Origin of the sequence: Emticicia sp. W12TSBA100-4, from assembly GCF_040253585.1 — a bacterium.
Taxonomy (GTDB): Bacteria; Bacteroidota; Bacteroidia; order Cytophagales; family Spirosomataceae; genus Emticicia.
The window spans coordinates 1-15,749 of sequence record NZ_JBELAU010000015.1; the positions used below are offsets into that span (position 1 = coordinate 1).

Consider the following 15,749-nt stretch of genomic DNA (forward strand, 5'->3'; position numbering starts at 1 on the left):
AAGCTTTTGGTAAATAAATTATAAACGTTGCCCCAACATTTACTTCACCTTTTGCGGTGATAAATCCATTGAATCGAGTAACAATTTTTTTACAAATAGCCAAGCCAATACCTGTGCCTGAGTAGGTTTGATTGGCGTGTAATCTTTGGAATAACTCAAAAATTTTGTTGGAAAATATTTGTTCAAACCCTATACCATTATCCTTAATTTGGATACAATGATAAGTAAGATGATGAATAACTTTTTCTTCATTAATATCACTCCCGCTGACCTCTTTTGAATGAATTTTGATTGAAATTGGCTGATTTGGCTTAGAATACTTGACCGAATTTTCAATAATATTAGCAAATAACTGACTAAATAAAAAGCATATTCCTTTAACAACAGGCAAAGGCGATACATCAAAATTAATGTTTTGCTGTTGAGAAGATTCTTGTATTTGACTTTGTATATTTCCAATAATCTTATTCAAATCGCAGCTTTCAAACGCATCTGTCATTTCGTTTGCTGCTAAATATTTTTGTAAATCATCAAGTAAGTTTTGCATCCGGTGCACCGCTTTAAGCATCTTATTCAGAGACTCTGAAGACCTTTTCGAAAGCGTTTTATCCTCAGTGATAAGCTTGGTAAAAATTTGAATTTTCCGAAGAGGTTCTTTTAAATCATGATTAGCTATAAAATTAAAGCTTGTCAGCTCTTCATACATTTGTTGAAGTTTTAGATTTTTTAATTCTAATTCTTCTGTTCGAACTTTTACTTTTTCTTCTAATGAAGCATTTAGTAAATTCAAAGCCTTTTCTGATTCTTTAACTACCGATACATCTGTATTAGTACCAAACCACTGCACAACTTTATTGTCTTGATTTCTAATTGCAGTAGCCCTTGACAAAAACCAGCGATATTCTCCATCTTTTCTCCTTAACAAAAAAGTATCTTCCCAATTTGTACCTTTTTGAATGGCAGTACTAAATCTTTCTACTACACCCGCTACTAAGTCTGGGTGGTGAACTTTCTGCCAACCCCATCCTTGCATTTCTTCAAATGTTGTACCAGTATATTCATACCATCTATCATTATACCAATAAATGTAACCTTCAGCATCAGTCATCCAAGCCAGTTGAGGGATTGAATTAGCCAATGTTTTGAAACGTTGTTCGTTTTGTTTGGTTTCTTCCTGTATATTTTTTTGTTCAGTAATATCTTGTGCAGCCAGAATACTGTACTTTGGTTTAGGAGGCGAAAGTGTGTGGTCAAAAAAGAGATTCATTCTCACCTTCAGCCATCTGGCTTCGTTATTGGGTAACAAAACCTGATGCTCAACCTCCATAAAATCATTGGCATGGTTACTTAATAATACTTCTATTTTCTTTTTCATTTCCACCTTAAATGCAGGGTGGATTGTTTGGTGAAATGTTTCTCTGCTTATTTGACGTTGATTTGTAGACAACCCGTACATGTGAGCGGCCTCAGTAGATAAAGTAACGGTGTTGGTGACATAATTGATTTCTGCAATACCTACATTTGCAACTTTTAGGCCGGTATATAGTAACTGACTTCCTTTTTCGAGTTTTTCTAAAGTTTCTTTTTGTGAAGTAATATCTCTAGAAGTGGCAATGATTTGTGATACATCGTGACCTTTGTGACGAATAGGCGAAACCATCACATCCCACCATTTGGGAGTGCCTTTGGCTGTTTCACAAAAAGCCGTGAAGTTTGCCGATTCTCCATTTTTAGCTTTTTCAACTGCCGACCTAACAAGGTCACGGTTTTCTTCACCCCATAAATCCCACCAGTACCTATATTTAAATTCACCAAAATCATCGATTTCCATCTGGCACAACCCATTGAAGTTCATAAAATGAATTCTGCCTTCCACATCAATTACTTTTAAGCAATCGGGGCTACTTTCTAGCACTGTTCTATTAAAGTCATTGTCGAGGTTACTATTATTCGAAAAACTTTGCTCGTTTTTTACTGTGATGATAGAAACCCGATAGTTATCTAATGAAAAAGCTTCTATGGCACAGTATATCTCTTTGTTGTGCTTATCGTAAAGAATATTATTCGAAAATTGCTTATCTGAAGAGGATGACTTTTCACTTATTAGCGTAGTATCGGTCTTGGTGCCAAAAAGTAATGAGCAGCTATTGCCTACTAGTTCGTTTGCTGAATAATTGACAATTTCGCAAAAAGCATTATTTACGAATACAATTATTTCATCCGCCGTACTTGCATTGTTTTCTTGTACTAAAACTGCTTCATTAATTGAATGCAGTAGTTGCTCATAAATTTTTAAGTTAGACATATACTTTTGGTGTTTTTAGCTTCAAATAGGCAGCAAAATTTTATTAGTAAGGCATCTGTGGTATAGAGTTTAACTTAAGGATATAAAATACTATGGTTTTAGGCAAACCAATTTTTGGATTTATATATCAAACAATTGAAAAGAACAAATTGTTATACCACAATTTTAGAAATTACCACCGTACCTGCCCATCACCAAGAATTACCCATTTTTCGGTAACGAGTTTTTCGAGAGCAAAAGGCCCACGGGCATGGAGTTTTTGGGTCGAAATGCCAATTTCAGCACCGAGTCCAAACTGTCCGCCATCGGTAAAGCGAGTAGAGGCATTATGATAAACCGCTGCGGCATCAACTTCGGCCAAAAATCTTTCAGCGAGTACCTGATTATTTGTCAAAATGGCTTCTGAGTGTCGAGAAGAAAAGGCTTGCACATGAGCCAATGCTTCATCGAAGCCACTCACGGTTTTGATTGTAATTTTATAATCAAGCCATTCACGACCGAAATCTTCGGGTTGGGCATGATGAAGGTTTTCGTAGCCAATTTTTTCAAAAACAGCATACGATTTTTCATCAGCATAAACGCCAACATTCCATTTCTTGAAATCTTCTACCAACATTGGTAAAAATTCATCAATAATGGCTTCATCAACGATAGCACAGTCGAGCGAGTTACAGACCGATGGACGAGAAACGCGGGCATTAACAATAATTTCTTTCGCTTTCGTTAATTCTGCACTTTCTTCAATATACGTATGCACCACACCCGCACCAGTTTCAATAGTCGGAATGAGAGAATTCTGACGTACATATTGAATAAGCGAATCAGACCCACGAGGAATAATAATATCTACAAAACGAGTCGCTTTTAGTAATTCTTCAGTGAATTTTCGGTCGGTTGGTAAAAGCAAAACGGCGTCGGCCGCAACGCCAAATTTGGCTAAGGCTTGATGAATCAAGCCAACTAAGCAAGTATTCGAGAAAATAGCTTCTTTTCCACCTTTCAGCACGCAAGCATTACCTGAGCGTAAGCATAACGAAGCCACATCAATCGTTACGTTGGGGCGAGATTCGTAAATTACGCCCACAACTCCCATCGGAACAGCTATTTTCTTGATATTCAGTCCATTTTCGAGGTTTCTTTCAATCAATACTTCACCCGTGGGGTCGGGCAAAAGAGCAACTTCTCTCAACGAGTCGGCCAAACCTTGAATCCTGCTTTCGGTTAATAATAAACGGTCGTATTTGGGGTCAGCTTTATCCATCAAGTCTAAATCTTTCTGATTTTCTGACATTATCAGTACCTTCGATTGCTCAATGATTTCGGCCAATTCATTTAATAAATCGCTGCGTTGGGAATCGGTAAAACGTCGAACGGACGCCGAAGCTTGTTGGGTTTGCTGTAAAAGAGGAAGTATTGAATTCATTATTTTTTTTATAAGTCGATAGTCCACAGACGACAGTCAATAGCGTTCTGTGGACTGTGAACTATTGACCGTTGACTCGACTAAATTTTAATTAATCCCGAGCAAAAACATTGCCTTGATTCTATTTTTTCGTAAAATTACATTTTTAACAAAACATTTATACCATAAAGTAGCTGATTAAAACCAAACAACGACAATTTTTACCAAAAGCCTCCTTATCAATAGTTTAAATTCCCTTGAAAACCAACTATTGACCTTGGACTAATTAAATCAACCATATTAATTATGTTTAGCGAAAAAGACCTTAGCCTAATCGAAGCCCGTGGGGCAAAAGTGGAAACGATTCTTGAACAAATCGAGAATTTTAAAGTGGGATTTCCATACCTAAATGTCGTACGAGCAGCCACCATCGACGATGGAATGATTCAGCTTGGCGACGAAAAAGCCAAAGAACTATCGAAGGATTTCGACGACCAAATTTTCGGCAAAAAACTACTGAAATTTGTACCTGCTTCGGGAGCAGCTTCACGTATGTTCAAATCGCTTTTTGCGGCTCTGGAAGAAAATAAATTCGACAAATTGGTCAATGAGGTCTTAGAACACCTACAAGATTTTGCATTCTACAAAAGTTTGATAAAATCAGTCGGTAGCGAATCGGCCGACCATAAAACCATTCTCCGACACCTACTCACGGCCGAAGGACTCGACTATGGTGCTTTGCCAAAAGGCTTGTTGGAGTTCCATAAATACGGCGATTCGACTCGCACACCAGCCGAAGAACATTTGGTTGAAGGGGCAAAATATGCCAGTTCAGGCGGTAATGTAAATCTTCATTTTACGGTTTCACCTGAGCATAGAAGCAAGTTTACGGCCTTGATAGATGCAGTTTTGCCTGATTACGAAGCAAAATATGGCGTAAAATACGACATCAGCTTCTCAGAGCAAAAGCCATCAACCGACACGATTGCCGTAAATCTTGATAATACCCCTTTCCGCACGGCCAGCGGTGATTTACTTTTCCGTCCAGCAGGACACGGAGCTTTGCTCGAAAATCTCAACGACCAAGATGCTGATGTGGTATTTATCAAAAACATCGACAACGTAGTGCCAGATAGTCTAAAGGAGCAAACAATTACTTACAAAAAAGCTTTGGCGAGTTTAGTTTTGAGCTACCAACAAGCCGTTTTTGCGTATTTGAAAATGATGGATGGGGCTGATTTGAAAGAAGAGGACGTAGAAGAAGTGGAGGACTTCATTGAGTTCGACCTTTGTGTAGAATTCCCTGACGGTTATGATGATTATACTTTTGAAGAACGTAAAACTTATTGCCGTACGAAACTCAATCGCCCGTTGCGTATTTGTGGCATGGTGAAAAACGTTGGCGAGCCAGGTGGTGGACCTTTCTGGGCAGAAAATGCCGATGGTTCGACTTCGCTGCAAGTAGTAGAATCGGCTCAAATTGATTTGAAAGACCCCGAACAAAAAGAAATTTTTGATGGTGCAACGCACTTCAATCCTGTTGATTTGATTTGTACACTAAAAGATTATCAAGGAAATAAATTCAACCTTTTGGAGTTCCGTGACCCAAAAACTGGCTTCAATACGCAAAAATCACAAAGTGGTCGTGACCTAAAAGCACAAGAATTACCAGGTTTGTGGAATGGTGCAATGGCCGACTGGAACACACTCTTTGTAGAAGTGCCATTGATTACATTCAACCCCGTAAAAACGGTGAATGATTTGCTGAGACCAGAACACCAGTAATTCAATGAAGAATTGAGAATGTAGAATTAAGAATGAGATTGAACAACAAAATTCTACCGACCGTGGTGCGGAACATCGCCCGCAATTGACTAAAAAATGACATCATTAAAAATAGATACGCCTACGGCAGTTAGGCAAGGAGAAGAATTGGATTTGATAAAGTTGAATGACTTTATCAAATCTCAATTACCTGATTTTGAGGAAATTACCGAAGTTTCACAGTTCCCTGGTGGATACTCGAATCTGACGTATTTTTTGAAAACTGCTAATCATGAATATGTTTTACGTCGCCCGCCAGTGGGTGCGAAAGACATCAAAGGTGGGCATGATATGGCTCGTGAGTATAAGATTCTGACAGCCATCAAGTCAATTGGGTATGAAAAAATACCAAACCCGATTCTTTTCACTGATGATGAGGCCGTAATGGGTTGTCCATTTTATATCATGGAGAGAGTACAAGGCATTATTTTGCGAGCAAAAGATGCTCCTAAACTCATGCAAACCGTTACTCCTGCCGAAATGCGAAAACTTTCGGAAGCACTGTGCGATAATCTGGCAGCTTTACACGCTATTGATATTGAATGCACAAGCCTGATAAATATCGGAAAGCCCGAAGGCTATATCCAACGACAAGTTGAAGGTTGGTATAAACGCTATTTAGCCTCACAGACCGATGAGATTGCAGCAATGGATACGTTGGCCGCTTGGCTCAAAGAGAATCTTCCTACCGAAAGCAAACCTACACTCATTCATAATGATTATAAATATGATAATGTGGTGCTAAATGCCAATAACTTATCAGAAATCATTGCAGTTTTAGATTGGGAAATGACCACCGTTGGCGACCCACTCATGGATGTAGGTACAAGCCTTTCGTATTGGGCCGAAGCCAATGATGGAGCATTTGAAAAAACATTTAACCTTTCGTGGGTAGAAGGAAACCTAACTCGCCAAGAGTTTGCCGAGCGTTACGCCGAAAAAAGCGGTCGAGATGTATCAAATATTCTATATTTCTATGTTTTTGGCTTATTTAAAAACTCGGTTGTTATTCAACAAATTTATAGCCGATACAAGAAAGGACTAACCACCGACCCACGCTTTGCAGATTTAATTTTTGGAGTGAAAGCACTTTCTAAAAAAGGCATAAAGTCGATTGAGAGTGGAAAAATGATGTGATAGACATCTAAGCTTTATTGCGATAGAATTTACACCGAAGCCTTGCCGTTTGTTGCCCCGATATTGAGCCAATTTTATTGATTTTTCTTGTAATTTTCTTACATTTGAATAAAAAAACTGAGATGGCTATTACATTTTTAGAGAAATCTAACCAATCCATTAGACCCGCTCCTAAAGTTTATACATTGTGGGAATACCTTGCCCGTGAAGAGCGAGCAAAGGAGAAACATGAATTTTATAATGGAATCATCGTAAAAATGGCAAATGCTAAATTTTATCATAATCTAATTGCTTCCAATATCTTACATTTTATGCGTTTGTCTATTAAAAATACTCAAAAAAAGTATTTAATTCTTGGCGATAACCAGAAAGTGTATATTGAAGCTGAAAATGTGGCAGTATATCCTGATGCTTTGGTAATAAGCGAAAAACCTATTTTTTATCAAAATCGTGAAGATATTTTACTGAATCCTGTTGTGATTGTTGAGGTGCTTTCTCGTCGAACGAGTTTGTATGATAAAACTGCAAAATTTGATTTATACAAAAGCATTCCCTCTTTCAAAGAATACGTTTTGATTGACCCTAAAAAAATGAGTGTTGAAACTCGTTACAGAGAAGAAATAGATTTATGGCGGATAACATCGCATAATGCTGATAGCCAAAAATTTAACCTAAAATCATTGGGCATAACCTTAGAAATGAATGATATTTATGAGAATGTAGTTTTTTAAGCCTTAATGATTGATGCAAATGAAGATGATGTTAAAAACTTTAAAGTTTTAATTACCAGCTTTCTACCAGAATGATAGAGGTTTTAAAACAACATATCACCAACAGACTCGGCAATGACCTTGATAATTTAGATATGGTGCTTTCCTCTTTTAAGCATATCAAAACTAAGCGAAACCAGCATCTTTTACAACAAGGCGATGTTTGTAAATATGTATATTTCATTGCCAAAGGTTGTTTGCAAGTCTATGTTTATGATAAAGATTTTAATGAAACAACCCGTGACATAATCATTGAGGATAATTGGTGTTCAGAACTTTTAAGTTTTGGCAGTGGCAAACCAGCCTTAGAAAATATAAGAACCGTTGAACCCTGCGAACTCTTCGCCATAGATAAACCGACTTTTCAAAAACTGATGGAAACAGTTCCTCAGTTTGACAAAGTTTATAAACAAATCCTTGAGGCATCTTATGCCAACTCCGTCTATCGTATCAATACATTCGTATCATTGACAGCATTGGATAGAATTAAATGGTTAATGGAATATCGACCAATGCTCATGACACGCCTTTCGAGTAAACTCATCGCTTCCTATCTGGGCATCAATAAAGATGTTTTTAGCCGTCTCAAAGCCAAACTGTAAAACATAGACTTTTGTCATCATTCACGAAATTTTAATTGCTGAAATTTGTCCCATCATTCACAATTAAAGTTAAAGAATCATGACAGAGTATCTATTGTTATTTCGCAACGCCAGTGCCGAAAACGGATATTTGGCCACTTCAGAAGATATGGCAGAAGACATGCCTAAATGGCAATCTTGGATTGGAAATATTGCCATGCAAGGTAAATTAGTACATACCGCCCCAATGCGTTATGAAGCGTCTATTGTAAGCAATAGTGGTGTTTCCGTCGGCCCACATAAAGAAGCTGATAGTGTTTTAGTAGTAGGATTTTTAGTCTGTAAATCTGATAGTTTGGAAGAGGTGCAAGAATGGAGCAAAACCTGCCCAGTACTAAAATACCCCAATAGCTCGGTTGAAATTCGCCCACTTATTCCTTTTCCAACTAACTAAACAAGCAATACAATGGATAAAATCTTAAATTCGGGTAGATATATATTCCCTCTTTCGTTTTTACTTTACGTTGGTTTGCATTTAGGCAAGCCCGAAGTCGGAGCTTCATTTGTGCCTAATTATATTCCGTTTCCGTACTTTTGGAATTACTTTACTTTAGTTTGCATCTTATTATTTATCGTAAGTGCCGTAATTCGGAAGTACGATAAATTAGCCTACTCATTAATGGCAGTTTATGTAGTCTTAATGGCAGTTTTAGTACATTTACCAAGAGCAATGGGGCAAGAATTAGGCCTTGGAAATATGACTGCTGATATAGCAAGAGAGAAAGAACTTGAAATGGTAAATTTTTTTAGAAATATAATGGTAACTGGGGCATTATTGGCTTTTGCCAAATTTGTAGCCAAAGATAAGCGTATTATTGGGTAGTTACATTATATAAACAAACGAGGCTTGGAAGTTATTCCAAGCCTCGTTTGTTTATATAAATTCTCTATTTATACTGCTCAATAATTCTAAAAAGAGCCTTTTGTGTATCAAGATTCGGGAAGAAATCATAGATTTGGGTGTGGGCATCATAGTTTAAAATCAAGCCTGTTTCGAGGTATTTGTAGGCTTCGTTGTAGCTTCCATCAAAAATCAAATAGGCTGCTGCACGATAAAATAAGTCAGCATCGTCGGGCATTTCACTGATTCCGTCATACACAATCTCAAAGGCTTTGCCATATTGGTTTTGCTCAAAGAAAAGTAAAGACCAATTTAACCAAATATCAGGGTTGTTCGGGTCAAGTGCAACGGCTTGTGTGTAAGCCTCATTGCTTGATAAAAAATTACCTAACTTAGATTCGGTATCGCCCAAAAGCAACCAATAATCAGCGTTTGCTTCGTTGAGTTTAATGGCTTTTTGCGTAAAATGGACACTTTCAAACCAACGTTCTTGCTCATACAAAGCCGAACCCATACCAAACCAAGCATCGTCCCACATTTCATCTAAAACGGTGGCTTCTCGGTAGTTTTTGTAAGCTTCGTCGTATTGTTCCAGTTTCTCGCAGGCAGCCCCCAAATGCGTATAAACCTCGGCCGTTGGAGCTTCGTGTTTCAGCACATTGGCGTAGCATTCTTTGGCATCAATAAAATTATTGAGGTTCATGTAGGCATGAGCCAAATTGAACCATCCCGAAGCAAAAGTTTCTTTGACAGTAACGGCATAATCATACGCAAAAGCAGCATCTTTATGCTTACCAAGGCGGCTGTGGGTCATGCCCAATGCAAACCACGCAAAATGCGAATAAGGATCATTATCAACTAATTCTTGAAAATAGCTGAGGTTTTCTTCTAATTTATCGACTTGCTCTAAGCAAAAAACCAGTTCATAAAAAGCAATTTCTTCTTGAAATTTATTTCGGATAGCTTTTTTGTAAAAATGAGCTGCTTCTTCAAACTTCTGCCAGTTTTGGTAAGTTTGGGCAAGTTGAAAATATACTGTTTCTTTTTCGTCAGATAATAATAATGCCTCACGCAGATGCTCAATGGCTTCTTCGTAATTACCCATGAGATTGCAAATGACGCCTCTCATGTAGGTTATTTCGTTATCGGCTGGATTATAAGTGGCAGCAGTATCCAAAACCTCCATTGCTTCGTCGAACTGCTCGTAGTTAGCGTGAAGTTGTACTTTATCGAGTAGTAATTCGAGCGAATAAGGGTATTGCTGAAGGCCAATTCGGCAGGCTTTCATTGCCATATCCCACTTGCTTTTGAGCAAATAGTATTCGGATAATTGTTCGTATGTTTCTTCGTCGAAGAAAATCGTTTCTTTACTTTTGAGCATTTCCTCAAAGCGTTCAGCCGATGCTTTCACATCAGCGTCATCGAAACCATCGAATCTGTCACTAAATTCGTGTTGCATGTAGAATTCCACTCAAAGGTTAAACAGTCCAACCAAGGACTGCACATCGTGCTTAAAATTGATTTTTTGGGTATTAAAACAGCCCTATCTCTCCTGCTTCTTTAGTGTTATCTATTGATAATCAATCAAATAATAATCAAGAATAGCAGTGTCAATAAAACTATCAATAAATGTAAAAATTATTTATTAAATGTCAATAGTTTTCCAGAAATAAAAGTTATTATGATGGTGATTTGTTATTGGTTGATTAGTGAACCAGTTACTCATTATTAGAAAAACAAACCAATAACCGCACGGGCGGCCCCGCAGTTTCCCAATAACTAATTCTCCAATAACCAATTTATTTTTTCAAAAGAAAATTTCCAACTCGACTAATTGTCTCGTCCAAGTCAGTAAATTGAAAATTAATTGCTTTCTGAATCTTTTGGTTTTTATAAGCAAATTTCGTGCGAGAGTTATGGGCGGTTTCTTTTGTAATTAATGGAGCTTTTTTTGTAAAGAATGCCCTCAGAGCTTCAAGTCTCCACAGGATTTCAATGGCGAACGGTGATAAAGTCTTAGAAGGGGCTTTTTTGCCGAAAACGGCCGCTATTTTCTCGAAAAATACCTTGTATGTGGTAGTTCCTCCATTTAGAATGAAGCGTTCACCTTTGATTTCGGAGGTAATAAGTTTGAAAATAGCAGTTACGAGGTCGTTTACATCGACATAATTGAGATTACCGTTGGTATAATATTTGTGCTGGTCATAAACGTACTTAAAGAGCTGCGTACTACTTTTGTGCCAATCTCCTTCGCCTAAAATAATTGAGGGATTTACTACCACCACATTAAGTCCTTCGGCTTCGCCACGCCAAACTTCAAGCTCTCCTTCATACTTCGATTTTGCATAATTTGAGTTAAGTGGAGAATCTTCCCATTTCTGGTTTTCGTCAATGATTCCTCCATGTACATTTTCTGATGCCGACGTTGGGCGACCCAATGCCGCAATCGAACTTACATGACAGAGTTTTTTGATTTTTTTCTCCAAACAAATATTCACTAAGTTGGCCGTTCCTTCCACGTTTACTTTAAACATTTGGTTGCGGTCTTTGGGTGCAAACGATACCAATGCGGCCGTATGAACGACAAAGTCTTGATTTTCGAGTGCATTTTCAAGTGAATGTATATCTAAAATATCACCTTCGATAATTTTGATTTTAGATATAATATCTTTTAGTAAAGATAAATCGCTGCCAGCACGGCACAATGCCGAAACCTCATAGCCCGCTTCTATAAATCTACGAGCAGTAGCACTGCCAACTAAGCCATTTGCACCTGTAATTAGAACTCGATTCATGCTTTTAATGAGTGAATGTATAAAAGTTTACACTATTTACTGCAAAATAGAACGCAGATATTTATGATTGTTCGGATGGATTATGATTTGCTTTCGTTAAATCATATATCTATCATAAGAACCATAAAAATCTGCGTTCAGTTTTCTTTTCGTATAAAAGAAACGATTATCTCGAATAGTTTGGAGCTTCTCTTGTAATCTGAATATCGTGCGGGTGGCTTTCTTTGATACCTGCCGCCGTGATTTTTACAAATTTAGCTTTTTGTAAAGTGGCAATATCGCCAGCACCACAATAGCCCATACCTGCTTTTAAGCCACCTACCATTTGATAGATAATTTCGGCAGCACGACCTTTGAATGGCACACGACCCACGATTCCTTCAGGAACGAGTTTCTTGATGTCATCTTCAGCATCTTGGAAATAACGGTCTTTCGAACCATCTTCCATTGCTTCTACCGAACCCATTCCACGGTATGTTTTAAATTTACGTCCTTCATAAATCACCATTTCGCCAGGGGCCTCTTCAGTTCCTGCCAAAAGTGAACCCATCATTACGGTACTTGCACCACCAGCAATGGCTTTTACAATATCGCCAGAGAAACGAATTCCACCATCGGCAATTACAGGAACACCGTATTTTGCGGCAGCTTTTGCTGAATCAGCAACGGCTGAAAGTTGTGGCATTCCGATACCCGCAATGATACGGGTAGTACAGATACTTCCTGGGCCTACACCTACTTTGATGGCATCGGCACCTGCTTTGGCAAGGGCTTCAGCTGCTTCTTCGGTTGCAATATTTCCAACAATAACATCAATTTTCGGGAAAGCCGTTTTGATACGTTTGAGGGTATCAATTACACCTTTCGAGTGTCCGTGAGCGGTGTCGATACTTACCACGTCAACCCCTGCTTTGATAAGGGCTTCTACACGTGCCTCAATATCAGGCGTTACGCCTACAGCCGCACCAGCAAGCAGACGACCTAAGCTATCTTTTGCTGCATTTGGGCGGTCTTTTTTCTTTAAAATGTCTCGGTAAGTAATCAAACCGATGATTCGGTATTCTTTATCAACAATCGGAAGTTTCTCGATTTTATAATTGCGTAAAATATCTTCGGCTTCGGCTAATCCTGCTCCTTCATGCCCAACGATTAAGTTTTCTTTGGTCATGATATCGGTGATTGATTTTGAAGCATCTTGTTGAAAACGTAAATCACGGTTCGTGATAATTCCTTTGAGCTTTTGGTTTTCATCAACGATTGGAATACCACCGATGCGGAATTCTTTCATGATGCGAAGAGCATCGCCAACAGTTGCTGTTTCGGGAAGTGTAATTGGGTCGATAATCATGCCACTCTCCGAACGCTTCACCTTGCGAACTTGCTCGGCTTGCTGCTGAATAGACATGTTTTTGTGAATAAAACCAATTCCGCCCTCTTGTGCCATTGCCACTGCCATTTCGTATTCGGTAACGGTATCCATTGCCGCTGAAATAAGTGGAATGTTAAGTTGAATATTTTTTGTTAAAAATGTTTTCGTGTGCGTATCACGTGGAAGTACCTCGGAGTATGCTGGGACGAGCAGAACGTCGTCGTAGGTGAGTGCTTCGTAAAGCAACTTTGAAGAATCTAACATAGCAAATAATTTCGTTTTCTTATTTGCCAAGCAAAGTTACGGCAAATATTTGAAAACGACAATTTTATGCGAAAAATTTAATTTTTGGGTAATGTTAGGGAGAGAGTCCACGGTCGATGGTCGGCAGTCCACAGAATGTAATTTTTAATGCTAAGTTGTAACCAATAAAATTCATTGTAAAATTAGAACGCTGATGACGCTGATTTTTACAGATTTACAATAAAGTTTTGTTTTATCAGTGAAAATCAGCTTAATCAGCGTCATCAGCGTTCCATTTTTTGAAGGTTGTAACTTAAATAATTTCTAACTAAAAAAATTACTCAATCCTCCACTCACCGTTTTTATAAAAATCTAAGATTTTTTTCTGTAATAAGAATTCGTATTTGGCTTGTACGAGGTTAGATTTCGCACGATCGAAATTAGTTTTGGCAAGCATATATTCCAAATAATTGACCGTTCCTGCATTGATTCTACTTTCTACGGCTTTGATATTTTGGTCTAAAATATTTACTTGATTGCTTGCAACTTTGTAGCGGTCAGAGGCGGCAGTGAGTAATTGATAATTCTGCTCGATGGCTTGGCGGAGTTGGAGTTTGGCCACATTTAACTGATTTTGACTGAGTTGTTGTTGGATTTTTACGGCCGATATTCTCGGAGCATTTTGTAAACGACCCAAAATCGGAATGCTAATATCTAAACTCAACGACCCACTGCGAGTACCGTTGATTTGTGTAAAATAGTTTTCTGATTTATTAGATGAAGAATAAAACGTGCCATAATTACCCGATAGACTTATCTGTGGTAAATTAAAAGCCTGTGTAGCTTTAAGCTGACTATCAAAACTTTTTAGGCGGAGTTCACCTGCTTTTATTTCGGGGAAATTATTGGCGGCTTGCTCAAAAATGCCGTCAATCGTCTGATTATCAATCGTGTATTGAAGTGCGTCATCTTTTAAGGCCTCAAAACTTGTTGCATTATTGCTTGATTGGTTCATTAGTTGAAACAATGCAAGGCGGGCAGCTTTGTTATTGTTTTGGGCAGTAACGAGCGAAAACTCATCATTGACCAACTGAGATTGAACTTGGAAAAGCTCTGTTTGACCAACTACGCCAGCTGCCACTTGTTTGTTTACTCTTTCAACTTGCGATTTGGCGGTTTCGACTTGTTGTTTGCTTACCTCAAGCAATTCTTGCGAAGCCAAAACTTGCAAATACGCTTGAATGATTCCGATAATGGTGCGGTTTTTTACGGCTTCGATATTTTTAGCCCCAGCATCACGCAGAAACTCATTTTGACGAATTTGATTTTTTATTTGAAAACCATTAAAAACGGGCATTGATGCCTGCAAACCAAAGTAATTGGTGGTATAAACTTGCTCAATGTATGCGTTCGTGAAACGGTCAATACTTCGCCCTACTCGTACATCTTGACCTGTGCCGAACCCAATGCGTGGGTAAATCTGAGATTTTGCTCTTGCCAGTTCGATATTGGCACTTTCGCCCATTATCTGACTTTCTCGGTAAGTCAAATTATTTTTGATAGCAATATCAACGCATTCTTTTAGGGAAAGTCCTTGCCCGAAAACAAAGCCTCCTATCCCCCGATGGGGGAATAAAATGATGATTGTGAGTGAGATTTTTAAAAATAGCTGTTTCATGATAATAGAAATGTAATTTAGAAAATATAGTAGAAATGAATTACCCCATCGGGGGTTAGGGGGCTGGCTGCTATTCTATCCAACCATCTTTCAATCTTATAATTCTATTACCATATTCGGCGTTGGCTTCTGAGTGAGTTACTTGCACGATAGTCACGCCATCTTTTTGGTTGAGTTCTTTGAAAAGCTCCATGATTTGCTGGGCGTGTTCGGAGTGAAGGTTGCCCGTTGGCTCATCGGCAAAGATAATTTTTGGCTCGGCTACAATCGCTCGTGCTATGCCGACGAGTTGTTGCTGTCCACCCGAAAGTTGAGAGGGAAAAAGGTCTTTTTTGGCTACAATATTGAAGCGGTCGAGTACATCGGCCACACGACTTTTCCGTTCGGCCGATGACTGTCCTTTATAAAGCAGTGGGGTTTCGATGTTTTCGTAAACCGTCAATTCATCAATCAAATGATAAGCCTGAAAAACAAAACCAATGCTTGTGCGATGCAGTTCGGTACGTTTCTTTTCAGAAAGTTTCAGTACTGGATTTTCGCCTAAAATATATTCTCCTTCGGAAGCCTCTTCGAGTAAGCCCAAAATATGAAGAAGTGTTGATTTTCCTGAACCTGATGGCCCCATGATTGATACAAATTCGCCCTCTTTTATTTCGAGATTGATGTTGCGTAAAACATAGGTTTTGCCGAATCCTGCTGGATAATATTTGGAGATATTTTTTAGTTCAATCATTGGTTTTGTTT

Annotated in this window: 13 protein-coding genes; 6 read left to right on the forward strand and 7 right to left on the reverse strand. The window is 38.4% G+C overall.

Going from position 1 to position 15,749, the window contains the following annotated elements; genetic code table 11:
* Both ABR854_RS20810 and ABR854_RS20815 read right to left on the reverse strand, forming a co-directional pair.
* On the reverse strand, window positions 1-2,305 hold a 2,305-nt coding region (locus ABR854_RS20810; protein ID WP_350267781.1), incomplete at its 3' end, for a PAS domain-containing sensor histidine kinase.
* A gap of 172 nt (window positions 2,306-2,477) precedes the next feature.
* Window positions 2,478-3,728 carry a glutamate-5-semialdehyde dehydrogenase gene (locus ABR854_RS20815; protein WP_350267782.1) on the reverse strand — a complete coding sequence of 417 codons (1,251 nt, stop codon included), beginning with the start codon at window positions 3,726-3,728 and terminating at the stop codon, window positions 2,478-2,480.
* A gap of 285 nt (window positions 3,729-4,013) precedes the next feature.
* Here ABR854_RS20815 and ABR854_RS20820 point away from each other — a divergent pair, with 285 nt between their 5' ends.
* From ABR854_RS20820 to ABR854_RS20845, 6 genes are all read left to right on the forward strand, one after another.
* Window positions 4,014-5,492, forward strand: a complete 1,479-nt coding sequence (locus ABR854_RS20820; RefSeq protein WP_350267783.1) for a DUF4301 family protein — start codon at window positions 4,014-4,016, stop codon at window positions 5,490-5,492.
* 96 nt (window positions 5,493-5,588) lie between these two features.
* The gene (locus ABR854_RS20825; protein WP_350267784.1) at window positions 5,589-6,668 is read left to right on the forward strand and encodes a phosphotransferase family protein; all 1,080 of its coding nucleotides are present in this window, start codon (window positions 5,589-5,591) and stop codon (window positions 6,666-6,668) included.
* 122 nt (window positions 6,669-6,790) lie between these two features.
* Window positions 6,791-7,399 carry a Uma2 family endonuclease gene (locus tag ABR854_RS20830; protein ID WP_350267785.1) on the forward strand — a complete coding sequence of 203 codons (609 nt, stop codon included), beginning with the start codon at window positions 6,791-6,793 and terminating at the stop codon, window positions 7,397-7,399.
* A 71-nt stretch (window positions 7,400-7,470) separates the two neighbouring features.
* Window positions 7,471-8,040: a Crp/Fnr family transcriptional regulator gene (locus ABR854_RS20835; protein ID WP_350267786.1), complete on the forward strand. Its 570-nt coding sequence runs from the start codon at window positions 7,471-7,473 to the stop codon at window positions 8,038-8,040.
* 79 nt (window positions 8,041-8,119) lie between these two features.
* Window positions 8,120-8,473, forward strand: coding sequence for a YciI family protein (locus tag ABR854_RS20840; protein WP_350267787.1), 354 nt, complete (start codon window positions 8,120-8,122; stop codon window positions 8,471-8,473).
* Window positions 8,474-8,485: 12 nt separating this feature from the next.
* Complete coding sequence (locus ABR854_RS20845; protein WP_350267788.1) at window positions 8,486-8,902, forward strand: hypothetical protein; 417 nt, start codon at window positions 8,486-8,488, stop codon at window positions 8,900-8,902.
* Window positions 8,903-8,966: 64 nt separating this feature from the next.
* On the opposite strand, the gene ABR854_RS20850 is transcribed toward ABR854_RS20845, so the two are convergent.
* From ABR854_RS20850 to ABR854_RS20870, 5 genes are all read right to left on the reverse strand, one after another.
* Complete coding sequence (locus ABR854_RS20850; protein WP_350267789.1) at window positions 8,967-10,379, reverse strand: tetratricopeptide repeat protein; 1,413 nt, start codon at window positions 10,377-10,379, stop codon at window positions 8,967-8,969.
* 340 nt (window positions 10,380-10,719) lie between these two features.
* Window positions 10,720-11,715 (reverse strand): SDR family NAD(P)-dependent oxidoreductase, encoded by a 996-nt coding sequence (locus ABR854_RS20855; protein WP_350267790.1) that lies wholly within the window; start codon window positions 11,713-11,715, stop codon window positions 10,720-10,722.
* Window positions 11,716-11,881: 166 nt separating this feature from the next.
* Window positions 11,882-13,348: an IMP dehydrogenase gene (gene guaB / locus ABR854_RS20860; protein ID WP_350267791.1), complete on the reverse strand. Its 1,467-nt coding sequence runs from the start codon at window positions 13,346-13,348 to the stop codon at window positions 11,882-11,884.
* Between the two features lie 316 nt (window positions 13,349-13,664).
* Window positions 13,665-15,005 (reverse strand): TolC family protein, encoded by a 1,341-nt coding sequence (locus ABR854_RS20865; RefSeq protein WP_350267792.1) that lies wholly within the window; start codon window positions 15,003-15,005, stop codon window positions 13,665-13,667.
* A 70-nt stretch (window positions 15,006-15,075) separates the two neighbouring features.
* Window positions 15,076-15,738, reverse strand: a complete 663-nt coding sequence (locus tag ABR854_RS20870) for an ABC transporter ATP-binding protein (protein ID WP_350267793.1) — start codon at window positions 15,736-15,738, stop codon at window positions 15,076-15,078.
* Window positions 15,739-15,749 lie beyond the last annotated feature (11 nt).